Source organism: Aeromonas taiwanensis, assembly GCF_000820165.1.
In the GTDB taxonomy this organism is placed as follows: Bacteria; Pseudomonadota; Gammaproteobacteria; order Enterobacterales; family Aeromonadaceae; genus Aeromonas; species Aeromonas taiwanensis.
On the sequence record NZ_CDDD01000032.1, the window covers coordinates 49179 to 66531 of the forward strand.

Annotated in this window: 10 protein-coding genes; 7 read left to right on the forward strand and 3 right to left on the reverse strand. The window is 61.2% G+C overall.

Features of this window, described 5'->3' with window-relative positions:
- Window positions 1-6 precede the first annotated feature (6 nt).
- From BN1136_RS05760 to BN1136_RS05770, 3 genes are all read left to right on the forward strand, one after another.
- On the forward strand, window positions 7-4353 hold the full coding sequence (locus tag BN1136_RS05760; RefSeq protein ID WP_043808185.1) for a retention module-containing protein: 4347 nt from the start codon (window positions 7-9) through the stop codon (window positions 4351-4353).
- 85 nt (window positions 4354-4438) lie between these two features.
- Entirely contained in the window at window positions 4439-4996 is a 558-nt protein-coding gene (locus BN1136_RS05765; RefSeq protein WP_043759713.1) for a hypothetical protein, read from the forward strand.
- A 55-nt stretch (window positions 4997-5051) separates the two neighbouring features.
- Window positions 5052-5753: an SIMPL domain-containing protein gene (locus BN1136_RS05770; protein WP_043759715.1), complete on the forward strand. Its 702-nt coding sequence runs from the start codon at window positions 5052-5054 to the stop codon at window positions 5751-5753.
- Window positions 5754-5966: 213 nt separating this feature from the next.
- Here the strand turns inward: BN1136_RS05770 and BN1136_RS05775 are convergent, their stop codons facing one another.
- Window positions 5967-7343, reverse strand: a complete 1377-nt coding sequence (locus BN1136_RS05775; RefSeq protein WP_043759717.1) for an amino acid permease — start codon at window positions 7341-7343, stop codon at window positions 5967-5969.
- A gap of 358 nt (window positions 7344-7701) precedes the next feature.
- Between BN1136_RS05775 and BN1136_RS05780 the strand changes: the two genes are divergently transcribed.
- Complete coding sequence (locus BN1136_RS05780) at window positions 7702-7992, forward strand: hypothetical protein (RefSeq protein ID WP_043759895.1); 291 nt, start codon at window positions 7702-7704, stop codon at window positions 7990-7992.
- 121 nt (window positions 7993-8113) lie between these two features.
- Here the strand turns inward: BN1136_RS05780 and ppsR are convergent, their stop codons facing one another.
- Window positions 8114-8926: a posphoenolpyruvate synthetase regulatory kinase/phosphorylase PpsR gene (gene ppsR / locus BN1136_RS05785; protein ID WP_043759720.1), complete on the reverse strand. Its 813-nt coding sequence runs from the start codon at window positions 8924-8926 to the stop codon at window positions 8114-8116.
- A gap of 308 nt (window positions 8927-9234) precedes the next feature.
- Between ppsR and ppsA the strand changes: the two genes are divergently transcribed.
- Together ppsA and BN1136_RS05795 are read left to right on the forward strand one after the other, a co-directional pair.
- Window positions 9235-11607, forward strand: a complete 2373-nt coding sequence (ppsA, locus tag BN1136_RS05790) for a phosphoenolpyruvate synthase (protein WP_043759722.1) — start codon at window positions 9235-9237, stop codon at window positions 11605-11607.
- Between the two features lie 363 nt (window positions 11608-11970).
- Window positions 11971-12951 (forward strand): helix-turn-helix transcriptional regulator, encoded by a 981-nt coding sequence (locus BN1136_RS05795; protein WP_043759724.1) that lies wholly within the window; start codon window positions 11971-11973, stop codon window positions 12949-12951.
- Window positions 12952-13005: 54 nt separating this feature from the next.
- On the opposite strand, the gene BN1136_RS05800 is transcribed toward BN1136_RS05795, so the two are convergent.
- A complete protein-coding gene (locus BN1136_RS05800) occupies window positions 13006-15387 on the reverse strand; it encodes a beta-glucosidase family protein (protein ID WP_043759726.1) in 2382 nt (793 codons plus the stop codon).
- A gap of 389 nt (window positions 15388-15776) precedes the next feature.
- On the opposite strand from BN1136_RS05800, the gene modF reads away from it, so the two are divergent.
- Window positions 15777-17228 (forward strand): molybdate ABC transporter ATP-binding protein ModF, encoded by a 1452-nt coding sequence (gene modF, locus BN1136_RS05805; protein WP_043808188.1) that lies wholly within the window; start codon window positions 15777-15779, stop codon window positions 17226-17228.
- Window positions 17229-17353 lie beyond the last annotated feature (125 nt).

A 17353-nucleotide genomic window follows, 5' to 3' on the forward strand; every position in this document is an offset into this window, starting at 1 on the left:
ATGGATATGCGCACCCAAATCATCGACAAAACCGTCGTCGTCTCTTCAGTAGAAGGCAATGTTCAGATCCTGCTTGCCGATGGCAGTAGCCGTCCTCTCCAGCCCGGCGAGATCTTGCAGCCGGGCGCCAGGCTCAATATTGCTGACGACGCCAAACTGATGTTGGCCCCCTACGATGACAGCCAAGCCCCTGCCAATGCAGCTCCAACCGGGCCAGAGACACCGGCAGATGGACAGCCCTCCTCATCGGTAGCCAATCAGCAGCCCGGTTCGCCAGAGGTGTCACCTGAAATAGCGGCCCTGCAACAATCCATCTTGCAAGGGGTGGACCCGACCAAGAATTTTGAGGCGTCTGCCGCAGGTGGTGCACCAGCAGCGGGTGGCGGTGGTGGCGGCGTAGGCGGGGTGGCAGGAGCCAGCGGCAACGGAGGCTTCGTCACGATCGATCGGATAGGTGATGCTACCATCGCCGAGGCCGGTTTTGACACCGGCCATGACGCCCTGGCCCTGCAGAATATCTTGCAGGAGGATCAACTGCCGCTGGGCAATCAGCTGGATGACCAGGATGAAGTCGTTGCTTCCCTGGAAGAGCAGGCCATCAGTGGCAATCTCCTGGACAACAGCACCAACCTAGATGGCCCCCTGGATACCTCGGTCGTCTCCTACAGCTGGGGCAATAATGTCGATGTCGCCCCGGGCGTCGAGACGACACTGGAGGGCATCGGCACGCTTATCATCAATGCCGATGGCTCCTATACCTTTACCCCGTTTTTGAACTACACGGGGCCCGTGCCTGTGGTCAGCTACACAGTAACGGATGGTGATGATACCAATGATTCAACCCTGACCATTACCATTACCCCCGTGGATGAGCCCGTCATTCTGGAGGGGTTGCAAGTAACAGGGGGTGAGCTTGTTCTGAATGAGGCAGCCCTGGTAGAGGGCAGTGCTCCTGATGCTGCAGAGTTGACCAAAGGCAGCACCTTCACCTTCAGTGCGGCGGATGGCGTGCAGAGCCTGACCTTGGGTGGAGTGACCCTCATCAGCAACGGCCAGGTCATCACCTCGTTCCCTCAATCGATCCCCAGCCCCCTGGGCAATCAATTGGTGGTGACGGGGATCAGCTTCAATCCTGTGACGGGGGCAGGGAGTGTGTCTTACAGCTACACCCTGCTCGATAACGAGGCCCATGCTCAACCAGCGGATGACACCGCCCTGAGTGAAAGCTTCAGCGTCGTATTGACGGACAGCGATGGCGATAGCACCAGTGCAAGTCTGGATGTCGTGATCCGGGATGATGTCCCGAGTGCGAAAGATGATGCTGGCGGGAGTGTCACCGAAGATGCTGCTGGCAGTTTGAGCGGCAGCGTGCTTGGCAACGACTTTGCCGGTGCCGACACTCCCACGGCCTTTGTGGGGTGGAGTGCGAGCGGGCATGACAATACGGCAGCCCTGGCTGCGTTGAATACCTATGGCACCTTTACCCAGAATCCTGACGGAACCTGGGCGTATGCGCTGGACAACACCATGGTGGCAACCCAGGTGCTGAATGCTGCATCGAGCCTGAGCTATGACGTCTGGTACACGATGACGGATGCCGATGGGGATCAAAGCATCGCCAAACTGACCGTCAATATCCAGGGGGCCGATGACTCTGCCAAAGTAACGGTGGCAGCGAGAGGGGCTGATACGACTGTATTCGAAGCCGGGCTGAATCCGAACGGTTCGGCTGCCCAGACCAATGCAGAAACAGACGGTAGTACCTTCCAGGTATTTGCCAGCGATGGCATCAAGCAACTGGTGATTGGCGGCGCCATCTTTACGGTAGCGCAGTTGCAGGATCCTGCTTATCTGGCGGCTCATCCCATCAATACCGGCGAAGGAACGTTGACGCTGACGGGCTATAGCAGTGCGGACGGCAAGACGGCGGCCATCACTTACAGCTACACCCTGGATGCCGCCCAGACACACACTCAGCCAGAAAATGGCACTATTCTGACTGACCAGATTCCAGTTTCTGTCATTGGAGTTGGCGGTAGTAGTGCAGCCGGAACTCTCAAAATCGACATCGTAGATGACACCCCGCTTGCAAACAATGATACCGGTGGCACGGTCACGGAGGATGGTGCCGGCAGCCTGAATGGCAACGTGTTGGACAACGATGTGTCCGGTGCAGATACCCCGGCGGTGTTCGTGGGTTGGAGTGCGGCCGGGCATGACAACAGTGCTGCGGTCAGTGCCCTTGGTACTTACGGTACCTTTACCCAGAACCCGACCACTGGCGCCTGGAGCTATACGCTGGACAACAGCAAGGCGGCCACGCAGGCGCTGACGGCGGGCTCGAACCTGAGCTACGACGTCTGGTACACGATGAAGGATGCGGATGGGGACGAGAGCATTGCCAAGTTGACCATCAACATCAAGGGGGCGGATGACAGCCAGAGTGTCACTGTCGTGGCAGCCGGTGGGGCCACCACAACGGTCTACGAAACGGCGTTAGCGGATGGGCGCAATGAGCTGTCAGACCCGGCCCTGAACAGTGACACCCGAGAGGCGGTGAGTGGCACCTTCACGGTGAGCGCAACCGATGGTGTGGCGAGCATCACCGTGCTGGGTCAAAACTTTGTACCGGGCGGCGTGTTGCCACAGGGCATCAATACCGGTAATGGGTTGCTGGATATCACCAGCGTGACGTTGAGCGCGGATGGCAAGAGTGCGACGGTTGGGTACACCTATACCTTGTCGGACAATGTGCTGACCCCGCCGGCAGCCACGGATCATTTCGACGACATAGGTAACTTCATCACGGTGACTGGGGTCAGTGGTGTGACCTCGTCGGCAGCTGACCTGCAGATCCGGATTGTCGATGACGTGCCGACGCTGGGCAACTTTATGTCAGGTTTCATGGCAAATGAACCGATGACATCCCTCAAGGGGTTCTTTGATATAGAGCCGGGAGCTGATGGCCTGTCTGCCTTCAACATCACTGGGCCAGCCATAACTGGTGTGAGTTATAGCTCATCCAGTGCATACAATCTGGATGGCAGTTTGTTGAGTACCACCTTGTTGGCAAGCGCCAGTGGGAGTGGCTTGTTCTCCTTGACCGTATTTGCTGACGGGCATTATCAGTTCAATCTGATCAACTCGGAGGTCGCCCGTGACGAGACGTTCTCGTTGTTGAATCTCACGGCAGGGGGGCCGCAGCCATGGGTACAAACGACGGATGGGCGGATAGAGTTTACGGGTACCAGTAATGGTGTGAACTCTTCTACCCAGGGTTTTGGTATCGATAACCAGTTCCTGGGCAATGGTGAGAGTGTCACCATGGAGTTTCATAATGTGGGGGCTGCTGGTGACAACCCTTCTACATCCGATCCCAAGTTGATCGATAAATTGACGCTGACCAATAACAGTATCAATGGTTCTTTGACCATACAGTGGACTGCCGTAAACACCCTACTGGATCCGTCAGACCCTCTGTATACCCAGACGGGCACGATGGTGGTGAGCGGTACGAGTACGGTGATTGATCCATCGATCAGCTTCAACGTAGTAACAATTACAGGTATCAGTGGATCAGGGCAAGGTGTGCGTTTTACGGAAGCAATTGTCTCGACACGGATTTTGCCTGCTAATCAGGATCTGTCTTTTGGCATTCAAGGAACGGATGGAGACGGTGATACAACAGCCACTTCGACTCTCCACATTGGCGTCGTATCGGGGGATGGGAGTTATACCCTGACAGGCACTGGCGGTGATGATGTTCTCGCGGGTAGCTCACAAGATGATGTGATCTCCGGCGGTGGGGGACATGACTTGGTGGATTACAGCGACGACGGCGCTGCGCATACCATCAATCTGCTCACTGGTACCGGTTCTGGGGGCGATGCAGAAGGAGATACATATAGCTCCATTGAAGGTGTGATTGGTGGAGCTGGCAGTGATACTTTGATCGGCAATGGGGCAGATAATTTACTGATTGGCGGGTTGGGCAACGATATTCTGACAGGAGGAGATGGCAAGGATACCTTCAAGTGGCAGTCTGGTGAAGCTGGTAGCACCGACGTCATCAAGGACTTCACCACGGGGGCCAATGGAGATGTGTTGGATCTGAGTGAGTTGCTGAGTGGCGAGCATGCCAACGCAACTTCCCTGGATCAGTATCTGAACTTCGCCTCAGGTCCGGGGGTGAACAAATCGACCCTGACGATCGATCTGGATGGTTCGGCCGGAGGTACTGCGACCCATACCATCTTCTTTGACAACGTGGATCTGACGGTCAATTCGACACGGAGTGACCAGCAGATTATTCAGGATTTGTTGAATCAGGGAAATCTTAAGGTCGATCCTTAATCAAGCCAGGGGCCGGGCTTGCCCGGTCCCTGTTATTTGGTTGAGAGGATGGCTAAGATAGCGGCAGTATCGGGAGAGAGTCACCATGCAGTCATTCAACTGGGTCGACATCGATGGCATTCGTTATAGCTGGGACGGGCAGGACAACATTGTCTGCACCGGCCGTTTCGGCTATCAGGCCACCATGACGGGTGACAAACTCAACGGTCTGGAGCTGGAGAGCGAGGATGGGGACGTGGCAGGACTGCTCGACGTGGACTTTGCCGCCCCCAGCATTCACTTCACGCCTGCCGAGGATGCGCCTTTGCCCCACATGGTGGTGCTGGTTGGCCACGAGTGGGGGCAGCAGGAGTATTCATTGCAGAGTCTGAGCAGCACCTCCTTGCAGGGACTACTCAGCCACAATGAAGAGATCGACTGGAGTGGTCTAATGATGGCGACTGCCCCGGAGTCGAGTGCGCCATCGCAAGGTCACGTTCTGTCGTGGGACTCTTTCCACTTCGACGATGAGCCCTTGCTCGGAGCACAGGTGCCTGTGTCCGTGATGTCGAGCCATGGCAGCCCGCTTGGCAACGAGATCAGCATCAACATCGACATGACCAACCAGGTGCTGGAACAGCTCCCTCCGTCGCACGAGATATGAATCCCAATCGACGACGTGCATAATGGCCTCCATCTAATCGATGGAGGTTTTTTCTATGTGGCGTCCCCTTCTTACCCTGTCTGCGCTGGTTGTCAGTACCCCGCTGCTTGCCATCGAGGTGCCGCAGGCGCCCCATCTTGTGGTCAGTGGCTATGCAGAGCAGAAGGCCGAGCCCGATATGCTGACGCTGAATGTGGCGGTGACCGCGCTGGAGAAGCAGGGCATCAAGGCCAAGCAAAAGGTGGATACCAAGGTCGCCGCTTTCTTTGGACAGCTGGAGAGTCTCGGCATCAAGCGCAGCGATGTGGAGGCCGGCAACCTGGTGATCTCCCCCGAGTACCAGTATCCCCAGAACAAGCAGCCCGAGATGGTGGGCTATCGTGCCCAGCGTCAGCTGGCGGTCAAGCTCTATCAGCTCGACAAGCTCAGCCAGTTGATGGACACCGCCCTCAAGGCGGGCCTGGAGTCCGTCACCCAGATTGAATACGGCCTCAAGTCACCCCAGGTCATCAAGGAGCAGGCACGCCTTGGCGCGGTGGCGGATGCCACGAGCAAGGCGGAGTCTCTGGCCAAGGCCTTTGGCATGAAGCTTGGCAAGGTATACAGCGTCGAATATCGCAACAGCTCCCCTGTCCCTGTCTATAGCCGCGCCATGAAGGCCGCCGCTGCCCCTGCCGGCGACATGATGGAAAACAGCTACCAACAGCAGCAGATCAGCATCACGGACAACGTGGAAGCCGTCTTCCTCCTGGAGTGACGGACAGCAACCCTCTCTGTACTTGACCCAAACCCGGGGCCCTGCCTCGGGTTTGTCGTTTATGGGCCAAGGCGGGGCTATCGGCGTCAACAAACCAAGGTCGGTTGCTAACTCGAGCCAGATCAGGAAAAGAAGGGTGGCCGATATCACGCAAGCAGAGGCAGCAAGAAAAATGCCGGTCAGTGACCGGCATTCTGAGATGGCAGTGAGGGATCAACCGAGGTTGGTGGCTACCCGGCGCTGGCTCTTCTGCTTGAGCAGGTAGCCGATGCCGAGAACCAGGACCCAGGCCGGGATCAGCTCGACCGAGATGCGGGTGCCGTCGTTCATGTACATGATCACCAGGATGGCGGCCATGAAGGCGAGGCAGAGGTAGTTGCCAAACGGGCTCCACAGTGCCTTGAACTTGGTGGTGACCCCTTCGGCGGCCTTGACCTTGCGGAACTTGAGGTGTGCCAGGCTGATCATGGCCCAGTTGATGACCAGGGCGGAGACCACCAGGGACATCAAGAGGCCGAAGGCCTTGCCCGGGATCAGGTAGTTGATCAGCACGCACAGCAGGGTGGCCGCGGCCGAAATGGTGATGGCAGTCAGGGGCACACCGCTCTTGTTGGTCTTGAGCAGCGCCTTGGGACCGTTGCCCTGCTTGGCCAGGCCAAACAGCATGCGGCTGTTGCAGTAGACGCAGCTGTTGTAGACGGACAGCGCGGCGGTCAGCACCACCAGGTTCAGCACGTTGGCTACCAGGTTGCTGTCCAGGGCGTGGAAGATCATCACGAACGGGCTGCCGCCTTCCACCACCTTGCCCCAGGGATAGAGGGAGAGCAGTACGGTCAGGGCGCCGATGTAGAAGATGAGGATGCGGTAGATCACCTGGTTGGTGGCCTTAGGGATGCTCTTCTCGGGGTTGTCCGCTTCCGCCGCCGTGATGCCGACCAGCTCCAGGCCGCCGAAGGAGAACATGATGAAGGCCATGGCCATCACCAGCCCGCCGACGCCGTTGGGGAAGAAGCCGCCCTGGGCCCAGAGGTTGCTGACCGTGGCCTCGGGGCCGCCGCTGCCGGAGAACAGCATCCAGCCGCCGAATCCGATCATGCCGAGAATGGCGACGACCTTGATGATGGCGAACCAGAACTCCATCTCGCCGAACGCCTTGACGTTGGAGAGGTTGATGGCATTGATCAGCACGAAGAAGAAGGCCGCCGACATCCAGGTCGGGATCTCGGGCCACCAGTACTGTACATAGATGCCGACCGCCGTCAGCTCGGCCATGCTCACCAGCACGTAGAGCACCCAGTAGTTCCAGCCGGAGGCGAAGCCGGCAAAGTCACCCCAGTACTTGTAGGCAAAGTGGCTGAACGAGCCGGCAACCGGCTCTTCCACCACCATCTCGCCGAGCTGGCGCATGATGAGGAAGGCGATGAAGCCGCCGATGGCATAGCCCAGCAGCACCGAGGGGCCCGCCATCTTGATGGTGTCGGCAATGCCGAGGAACAGGCCGGTCCCGATGGCACCGCCCAGTGCGATGAGCTGGATGTGGCGGTTTTTCAGGCCACGCTTCAGCTCTTCGCCTTGTTGTTGAAGATCCATTCTTCCTTCCTTACGTCGCTGAATTCACTCGTTTTCGCCTCGTCGGCCATGGCACTTCCTGTGCCCGGCGCAGCATCTTGTGCCGAAAACGTGACGAAATCCGTATTTATATCGTTACGATTTGCCGCTGGCTGTTTTTTGTAGCGGCTACCAACCCGAGCAGAATAGTGATAAACGCCCCCTCATGCACCTGTTTTCATCATCATTGGCTGGCTTTTTGTGCGCCATGCAGGTTTTTTATGATCTGGGAAGGGGTTTTGGAAGTGATTGCTGGCTTTATGAGCGATTGATATTTCTGGTATTGACATGTTGGTGCGTTGGTGAGCTGATGGCCTTTTCTCAAGAAAGGACTCATATGATCGAACGTATTGTCGCCGGGCTGTGGAGCGCCGTGCTGTGGCTGGGGGTCTGGCTCTCCCCCATGTTGTTGACGATGGCGATGGCCTGCCTGCTCGTCTGGGGATGGCAGGGGGCGGATTATCTGGTGAGCCACATTGCCATGGTCCTGGCCCTTGCCGCCGGCCTGGGGTTGCTCCCCGCATGTTGGTTGAGCGAGCGGGTGCGCAGGCGCCACGGGCTGCTCCGCTTTCACGGCATGTTGATGAACAACAGGGAGCTCAACCAGCCCCCATCCCGTCCTCTCCCCTGAATGCCGTGACGCCTGCCAGCCGCAGGCGTCATCGCTCTTCTGTCTGGTTGTCTCGTTATCTTGCCACGGGGCTGATCCGGTGCGCGTCCCGTGCGTATCAGGCTGCCAGCACAGCGTTCCTTTAGCAGAGTTGGCGGCGCAGGCCGGTCGCCTCCAGGATCTTGGCGCTGATCTCCTCCACCGAGTGGGAGCTGGTATCGAGGAAGCGGATCGCCTCCTGGCGGAACAGCCGCTCCACGCTCGCCAACTCCTGTTCGCACTGTTCCAGCGAGGAGTAACGGCTGTTGGCCCGTCGCTGGTTGCGGATCTCGTGCAGCCGCTGGGGCGCAATGGTGAGGCCGAACAGCTTGTGGCGATTGGCCTTGAGGGCGGCGGGCAGATCCAGTGTACCCATGTCCTGCTCGATGAAAGGGTAGTTGGCGGCACGAATGCCGAACTGCAGCGCCAGGTAGAGGCTGGTTGGCGTCTTGCCGCAGCGGGAAACCCCGATGAGGATGATGTCTGCCTCCTCGTACTCCTTGGTGGTGATGCCGTCGTCGTTGGCCAGCGCGAAGTTGACCGCCTCAATGCGATCGTCGTAGAGCTTGCGATTCTCCATGCCATGGGTGCGGTGCAGCCTGGGCTCAGCCTTGATGCCGAGCTCCTGCTCCAGGGGGCTCACGAAGGTGTTGAGAAAGTCGTGGTGGCTCGCTTTGGCCTTCAGCACCTCTTCGCGCACCTGCGGGTCGACGATGGTGTGAAACAGGATGGGGCGCACCCCGGTCTGGCGAAACTGCTCGTCGATGCGGGCCCGCACCTGGCGGGCCTTGTCCAGGGTCTCCACGAAGGGGATGGTGACCTGCTCGAAGGCGAGGGGAAACTGACTCAGCACGGCGTGGCCGAAGACCTCGGCGGTGATGGCGGTACCGTCGGATACATAAAATACGGTGTGCACTGCGGACTCCTGTGGGGCGCTCCTGGGGAATGACGAGAAATAAGTATCTCTCGAAACCATATCGTTTTTGTCAACAGATCTGCCGTACCCAAGTTGTGAACTGGCTTGCAAACCTGAGTCGTTACCTTTTTGTGTCGCTATTGTAGAATGCCTGTGTCAAACGGCCATCCCCAACTCTTGCTCGGGGATTTTTTTGACAATAAGTAGAAAACGTTTTCATGGTCGTTGGCAACAGACACCAACAAAAACACATGATTTGGCACAGCTGGTGATTGGTCACCCTGGCCCCCCAACCTGGAGACATGCAAATGCAACAGTACGTACTCTGGTACGAACAGCTCGGTATGCAGGACGTCGAGCGCGTCGGCGGCAAGAATGCATCCCTTGGCGAGATGATCAGCAACCTCTCTGGTGCCGGCGTGTCCGTGCCGGGCGGGTTCGCGACCACCGCCTTTGCGTTTAACGAGTTTCTGGAGTTAAGCGGTCTGAACGGCAAGATCCACGACCTGCTCGACAGCCTGGACGTGGACGATATCGCCGCCCTCAACCGGGCCGGCCAGCAGATCCGCGACTGGGTAGTTGAAGCGCCGTTCCAGCCTGCGCTGGAGCAGGCCGTGCGCGATGCCTATGACAAGCTGAGTGCCGGGCTGGAGGCCTCCTTTGCGGTGCGCTCGTCCGCCACCGCGGAAGACATGCCGGATGCGTCGTTTGCCGGCCAGCAGGAGACCTTCCTCAACGTGCGCGGCATCGATGCCGTCATGACCGCCATCAAGCATGTGTTTGCCTCTCTGTTCAACGATCGCGCCATCTCCTACCGGGTGCATCAGGGCTATGACCACAAGGGCGTCGCCCTCTCCGCCGGGGTGCAGCGCATGGTGCGCTCGGATCTCGCCGCCTCCGGCGTCATGTTCACCCTGGATACCGAATCCGGTTTCAACGACGTCGTCTTCATCACCGGCGCCCAGGGTCTGGGCGAGATGGTGGTGCAGGGGGCCGTCAACCCGGATGAGTTCTACGTCCACAAGCCGACCTTGAAGGGCGGCCGTCCCGCCGTGGTGCGCAAGACCTTAGGGTCAAAGCTCATCAAGATGACCTACTCCGACGATGCTGGTCACGGCCGTCAGGTGAAAATTGTCGACACCTCCGAGGCCGAGCGCAGCCGCTTCTGCATCACGGATGAAGAGGTGATGGCGCTGGCCAAACAGGCCCTCATCATCGAGCAGCACTACGGTCGCCCGATGGACATCGAGTGGGCCAAGGATGGTCAGGATGGCAAGCTCTACATCGTCCAGGCCCGTCCGGAAACCGTGCGCAGCCGCCAGGAGGCGAACACGCTCGAACGTTTCGCGCTCAAACAATCCGGCAAGGTGCTGATCGAGGGGCGCGCCATCGGCCACAAGATCGGCGCGGGTCCGGCCCGAGTCATCTCCTCCATCAGCCAGATGGACGAGGTGCAGCCCGGCGATGTGCTGGTCACCGACATGACCGACCCGGACTGGGAACCCATCATGAAGCGGGCCTCCGCCATCGTCACCAACCGCGGTGGACGCACCTGCCATGCCGCCATCATCGCCCGGGAGCTCGGCATCCCGGCGGTAGTGGGTTGCGGCAACGCCACCGATCACATCCAGGATGGCCAGCTCATCACCGTCTCTTGTGCGGAAGGGGACACCGGCTTCATCTATGACGGCGAGCTCGACTTCGACGTGGCGGTGACCGAGGTGGGCAACATGCCGCGCCTGCCCATCAAGGTGATGATGAACGTCGGCAACCCGGATCGCGCCTTCGACTTCGCCCAGCTGCCGAACGCCGGCGTGGGCCTGGCCCGCCTCGAGTTCATCATCAACCGCATGATCGGGGTGCACCCCAAGGCGCTGCTGGAGTTCGATCAGCAGACACCGGAGCTCCAGGCCACCATCACCAAGATGATCGCGGGCTACGAGAGCCCCCGGGAGTTTTACGTGGCCAAGCTGAGCGAGGGGATCGCCACCCTGGCGGCCGCCTTCTGGCCGGAGCGGGTCATCGTGCGGATGTCGGACTTCAAGTCCAACGAGTACGCAAACCTGGTGGGGGGCCGTGGCTACGAGCCCCACGAAGAGAACCCCATGATCGGCTTCCGTGGCGCGTCGCGCTATATCGCAGACAGCTTCCGCCCCTGCTTCGCACTGGAGTGCGAGGCGATGAAACGGGTGCGCGACGTCATGGGGCTGACCAACGTCGAGGTGATGATCCCCTTCGTGCGTACCCTGGGTGAGGCGGAGCAGGTCATCGACATCCTGGCCGAAAACGGCCTGCGCCGTGGCGAGCGCGGCCTCAAGGTCATCATGATGTGCGAGCTGCCCTCCAACGCGCTGCTGGCGGACAAGTTCCTCGAGCACTTCGACGGCTTCTCCATCGGCTCCAACGACATGACCCAGCTGACCCTTGGGCTTGATAGGGACTCCGGGCTGATTGCCCACCTGTTCGACGAGCGCAACGAGGCGGTCAAGGCACTGCTGGCCATGGCCATCGCCGCCGCCCGCAAGGCGGGCAAGTACGTGGGGATCTGCGGCCAGGGGCCGTCCGATCACCCGGACTTCGCCGCCTGGCTAGTCGAACAGGGCATAGACTCTGTGTCCCTCAACCCGGATACCGTGGTCGACACCTGGCTCTATCTGGCCGAGCAGCACAAGGCCGGCTGACGCCCCGCCCGCTGCCTGCAATAATAAAAACGGTGCCTCTTCAGGCACCGTTTTTATTTGTTCATCAGGCTGCCGACATTATTTGTCGGAGCAGTCTCCTTCGTCATCCAAATAAGCGAGACGGATCCTGTTCTTACATTCCGTTACATCGAGTTCACATCTCCCCCGCGCATAATTCAGGGCGTAGTGCCAGGGTGCAATATCCGCTCACATATCCGCTCACAATGAGAGCGGAAATATCCCGTGTGCCCTCGCGCCAGCTATTTCCGTGGCGCCGGTTAGACATCCTCATCCGCGCCTCGTTATTCCTCAAGCCAGGGTAGGCAGATGCCACAGAGCGTATCAAATCAAGTACTCAGAAGGATGCTGGCCGCTTGTCAGCAGCAGGGGGGAGACCCGGATGCCATCCTGATGGCGGCCGGTCTGACGTCATTCGAACTTGAGCGCGACCATGGCCGGATCCTGGCCCAGCGCCACTACCGCATGCTGAGCCTGATGCAGCCCTATCTGGGCGGGTTTCACGAGGGCATCCTCTCTTGGGACATCGCCCGGCTCTACCAGCACTATCCGGCCCTCATCAGCTTGTGCATGAATCAGCCATCCCCTCGCGCCGCCATCGGGGCCCTGCTGGCCCATCGCACCGTCATCGGCAACTGTGATGACGTCCGGGTGAGGGTGGGGGCGTCGTACACCGAATATGAGTATGTCAATCAAGGGCCAGCCATCCTGGGGGCGAGCCAGGCGATCCCCAACTTCATCATTCTCTACCGGATCCTGCGGGTCTATGAACCGCGCGCCGACGCCCGTGTGGGATTCGTCGGCAGACCGCCCGCCCATCACCGTCAACTGGATCACTTCTTTGGCACCCACTGCCGCTGGGATCAGCCCGGCAATACCCTGACCCTCGGCAATGTCCTGCTCGATGGCGACGCCGAGCACTACAACGGGGCCCTGTGCACGCTGCAAACGAGCCAGCTGGCGCAGATCTGCGCCGACATTGACGAGCACATGCCCTTTGCGAACTGGGTGGCGGACATGATCCGCCACAGGATCCGCGGCGGTGACATGGAGAGCGATGAGCATCTGCTCAAGGATGTCTGTTCGGCCATGAATATCAGCCGCTGGACGCTGAACCGGAAATTGCAGGGGGAGGGGGGCAGCTTCTCCGCTATTTTAAAGCGGGTCAGGATGACGGAGGCGTGCCGTTTATTGGAGGAAGGGGAGCATCCGCTGCAAAATATCAGCGACATGGTCGGCTTTTCTTCCCAGAGCGCGTTCAATCGCTTCTTCAAGGCCAACACGAACATGACCCCGCTGGCCTATCGCAATATCCGCCAGACATGACGGGACCAGGCGTTTGCCTGGTCCCGTTTACCTTATTTTCTCACCTAGTCTCGTTTATTTGATCACCGTGGTCACGGTGGCGGCATCCACGCCGCTGGGCAGGGCCAGGGCGCCCGGCGTGGTGCTGCTCACCACGATCTCCTTGCTCACCGAGAAGCTGACCGGTGTGGTGGTGGAGACATCCGAGGAGGGGCTGATGTAGGCGCTGTAGCTACCCGGCTCCACGATCCACTGGTTGCTGGCCTCGTCGAAGCTGGCGAGGATGCTGGCCGGGATGGTGAAGCTCAGCTGCTCGCTGGCCCCCGGGGCCAGCTGCCCCGTCTTGGCGAAGGCCTTGAGCTCGATGAGGGGCTTCTTCAGCTTGACCTCGGGGGCGCTCACATAGACCTGGGCCGCCTCCTTGCCCGCCACGGCACCGGTGTTGGTGATGGTGGCCGTCAGCACCAGGCTGCCGGCGGCGCCGCTGGCCAGGGTGTTGCTGGCGATGGCGGGGCTGGTGTAGCCGAAGCTGGTGTAGGAGAGGCCGAAGCCGAACGGGTAGGAGACCGCCTGATCGAAGGTGCTGTAGTAGCGATACCCCACGTAGATCCCCTCGTTGTAGTAGAGATCGTCAAGGGCGCCGTCCCCGTCGGTGTCCTCACCCGGGAAGGTGGTGGCGGAGGGGACGCTGGCGTAGCTCTGCGGGAAGCTCTGGGCCAGCTTGCCGCTCGGGTTGACCGTGCCGGAGAGCACGTCCGCCACCGCGTTGCCGGTCTCCTGCCCCGCCATGTAGGCCAGCAGGATGCCATCCACCTTGTCGCGCCACTGGGCGGTGTCGATGACGCCGTTGACGTTGAGCACCACCACCACCTTCTTGCTCTGGGCGTGGAAGGCGCTGCTCACCGCGTCGATGAGGGCGAGCTCGTCATCGCCGAGCAGGTAGTCCCCCTTGCCGCTGCTGCGATCCGCCCCTTCACCGGCCTGGCGGCCGATGCTGATCACCGCCACGTCCTGCTCGCTGGCGGCCGCGGTGATCAGGCTGGCGAGCTCGGTGCCGACGTCGGCCTCGGCGCAGGTGTAGTAGCCCTTGGCGCCAAACTGACCCTCGTGATAGACCTTGTTGTTCTCGTAGAAGTCGCTGTAGTAGGCCTGCAGCGTCTCGCTGACCGGGAAGCGAGCGGCCAGCCCCTGGGCGATGGTGGTGGTGCTGGCGGCGTTCACGTCACCGCTGCCGGTGCCTCCCTTGTAGGTGTTGATCTGGTTGATGCCGAAGCTGGCCACCTTGCTGGTGGTGGCGATGGGCAGGGCGGCGGCCTGGTTGCGCAGCAGCACCATGCTCTCGGCGCCAGCCTGGCGGGCCAGGGTGGCGTGGGCGGCCAGATCCGGGCTGTTGCTGACGGCCAGCTGGTTGTAGGAGGGGCTCTTCATCATCTGGGTCAGGATGTGGACGGCGGCCTCGCTCACCTTGGCCTCGTCGAGATCCCCCTGCTCGATGGATTGCTGCAGCTGCTCCTTGACGTTGCCAGGTTCGATCAAGTCCTGCCCTGCCAGCACCTGCTTGTAGGCGTTGTTGGCCACATCGCCAGCAAACCAGTCGGACATCACCAGGCCGTCGAATTTCCACTCGCTGCGCAGCACGTCGGTCACCGCATCCTTGCGCTCGTTGACATAGGTGCCGTTGACCTTGTTGTAGGAGGTCATCACCGCCCAGGGCTGGGCCTCGTCCACCGCGATCTGGAAGCCGCGCAGGTAGATCTCGCGGAAGGTTCTCGGCTCGCCGATGTCGTTGATCTGGTTACGGCTGGTCTCGGAGTTGTTGCCAAAGTAGTGCTTGATGGTGGTGCCCACCCCGTTGCTCTCCACCCCGTTGACCATGGCGGCGCCTATCTTGCCGGTCAGCAGGGGGTCTTCGGAGTAGTATTCGAAGTTGCGGCCATTGAGCGGGTTGCGCTGGATGTTCATGCCCGGAGCCAGGAGGATGTCGACCCCGTACTGGCGTACCTCGTCCCCCATGGCGGCCCCGACGGACTTGACCAGATTGACGTCCCAGCTGGAGGCGAGCAGGGAGCCGATGGGCCAGGCAGTGGCGTAGTAGGTGGCGCTGTCGCCGTCGCGCTCACTGCTGATGCGAAGGCCCGCCGGGCCGTCGGCCAGCTTCAGGGCCGGAATGTCGATGCCGTCCGCGCTGCGCAGCACCCCGTTGATATAGCCCGCTACCCCGGCGACGTCCTGCTTGACGTTGATGGCCCCGTCGGCGCTGCCGTAGCCGGGCCCGGAGAGCAGATCCAGCTTCTCGCTCAGGGTCAGCTTGGCCACCAGAGCCTCGGCCTGGCTGCGATAATAGGCATCGTCCTTGACCAGGGGCTCCGAGTCGTTCTGGTTGCAGCCGACCAGGAGGCCGGCGAGGGCCAGGCTGACGGCCAGTGAAACGGTTTTTATCTTTGTCGTGATACGCATGAAGACATCCTCGTAACTGTCTGAATAGAAAAGGTAACGACGATACCGTTGCCGGGCGGTGGTGAGACCGTGCCGCTCTGCTGGCGGCTCCCCGTGGATATCGGCGCCAAGGCCGGGCGCAGGCTGGCCATGAGCCCGGGCCGCAGGCAGGTTAACAAGTCGGGGAGGCCCCGCCTTGCCCCTGGGGAGCGAGATATGTGCCGTCGGGAGCAGGGCTGCGAAACTGTGATGCCGATCGCGCTGCGGCGCACATCTTTGAGGGCGCCCGTTGCCGGCTCAGGGCGCGCCATGGGGGCGCCGTCGGGGACGGGGCTCTCTTGCCCTGCCATGGCTGTCGGCCGCCGCAATCCCTGTTAAGGTAATGGCAGATAGATCAACAGGATGGACCCATGACCTCATTGCAGTGGCAAGCCGCCACCCTGGCCCTGCGCGGCCACCGTACCCTGGTAATCCCCGAGCTTTGCCTCACCCCGCAGGCATGCTGGGCTTTCGTCGGCAGCAACGGCAGTGGCAAGACGGCGCTCGCCTCGGCTCTGTGCGGCGAGCTCGCCCTGCGTGAGGGGGCCGCCAGCGGCCGGGTGAAGGCGGTGCGCCTCTCTTTCGAGTCGCAGCAGCAGCTGGGAGAGCTGGACTGGCAGCGGCGCAACACCGACATGCTGGGGGAAGAGGAGGAGGTGGGTTACCGGGTGTCGACCCTGATGCTGGAGGAGGGGGAAGAGCCAGCGGCGCGCGCGCTGTTGGCCCGCTTCGGCATCGAGTCCCTGTGGGATCGACCCTACCGTTATCTCTCGAGCGGGGAGGGGCGCAAGCTGTTGTTGGCCCGGGCCCTGCTGGGGCGCCCCGAGCTGTTGGTGCTGGATGAACCCTTCGATGGGCTGGATCAGGGGGCCAGGGCCTCCCTGATGGCGCTGCTGGCGCAACTGGTGACAGGGGGGCAGCGGCTGGTGGTGATCGTCAACCGCTTCGACGAGATCCCCCCCTTCGCCACCCACCTCGGCCTGCTCGGCGAGTGCCGCCTGCTGCTGGCGGGGAAGCACGAGGCGGTGCTCGGCAGCCGGGAAGTGGCCCAGCTGGCCCGTGCGCAGACGGCCTCCCCCCGGTTGCCGCCTCCGCTCACGGCGCCCGCCTCCTTGCCCCCGGGGCCCAGGGTCGTCATGCGCGCCCTGCGCGTGGCCTACGGGGAGCAGGTGGTCATCGATGGCCTCGACTGGACGATGGGAGAGGGGGAGCACTGGCAATTGGTGGGGCCCAACGGCGCCGGCAAGTCGACCCTGCTCTCCCTCATCACCGGGGATCACCCGCAGGGCTACAACAACGATCTCCACCTGTTCGGGCGGCGGCGGGGCAGCGGCGAGAGCATCTGGGAGATCAAGCGTCACATCGGGCTGGTGAGCCCGGCGCTGCACCTGGACTATCGCGTCGGCTGCTCGGTGCAGACGGTGATCCTCTCCGGCTTCTACGACTCCATCGGGCTCTATACCCGGCCGGGGGATCGCCAGCTGGCGCTGGCCAACCAGTGGCTGGCCCTGCTGGGGCTCGAGCAGCAGGGGGCAACGCCCTTCCACGGCCTCTCCTTTGGCCAGCAGCGCCTGGTGCTCATCGCCCGGGCCCTGGTCAAACACCCGCCGCTGCTCATCCTGGATGAGCCCCTGCAGGGGCTGGATCCCCTCAACCGCCACCTGGTACGGGAGATGGTGGTACGCCTCGTGGGCGAGGGCACCCAGTTGCTGTTCGTCTCCCATCACCCCGAGGATGCGCCCCCCGGCCTCACCCACAGGCTGAGCTTCGTGCCAAGGAAGGAAGGGGGATACGACTATCTGCAGGAGCGCCTGGGGGAGTGAGTCGCCGGGGCGGCATGATCAGAGCGGGGCCGGCCCGGCGAGGTGTGGGGGCATGCCCAGCAGCCCCCACCACAGCCCGAAGAAGAGCATGATCCCGAGCCAGAGCCAGGCCAGAGAGTGGCGGG

Bases quoted from the DNA above. Each gene is read 5' to 3' on its own strand.
- BN1136_RS05760 (WP_043808185.1), top strand. From the start codon at position 7: ATGCGCACCCAAATCATCGACAAAACCGTCGTCGTCTCTTCAGTAGAA.
- BN1136_RS05775 (WP_043759717.1), bottom strand. From the start codon at position 7,343: ATGGATCTTCAACAACAAGGCGAAGAGCTGAAGCGTGGCCTGAAAAAC.
- BN1136_RS05795 (WP_043759724.1), top strand. From the start codon at position 11,971: ATGCTGGCCGCTTGTCAGCAGCAGGGGGGAGACCCGGATGCCATCCTG.
- BN1136_RS05800 (WP_043759726.1), bottom strand. From the start codon at position 15,387: ATGCGTATCACGACAAAGATAAAAACCGTTTCACTGGCCGTCAGCCTG.
- modF (WP_043808188.1), top strand. From the start codon at position 15,777: ATGACCTCATTGCAGTGGCAAGCCGCCACCCTGGCCCTGCGCGGCCAC.
- BN1136_RS05765 (WP_043759713.1), top strand. From the start codon at position 4,439: ATGCAGTCATTCAACTGGGTCGACATCGATGGCATTCGTTATAGCTGG.
- ppsA (WP_043759722.1), top strand. From the start codon at position 9,235: ATGCAACAGTACGTACTCTGGTACGAACAGCTCGGTATGCAGGACGTC.
- BN1136_RS05770 (WP_043759715.1), top strand. From the start codon at position 5,052: ATGTGGCGTCCCCTTCTTACCCTGTCTGCGCTGGTTGTCAGTACCCCG.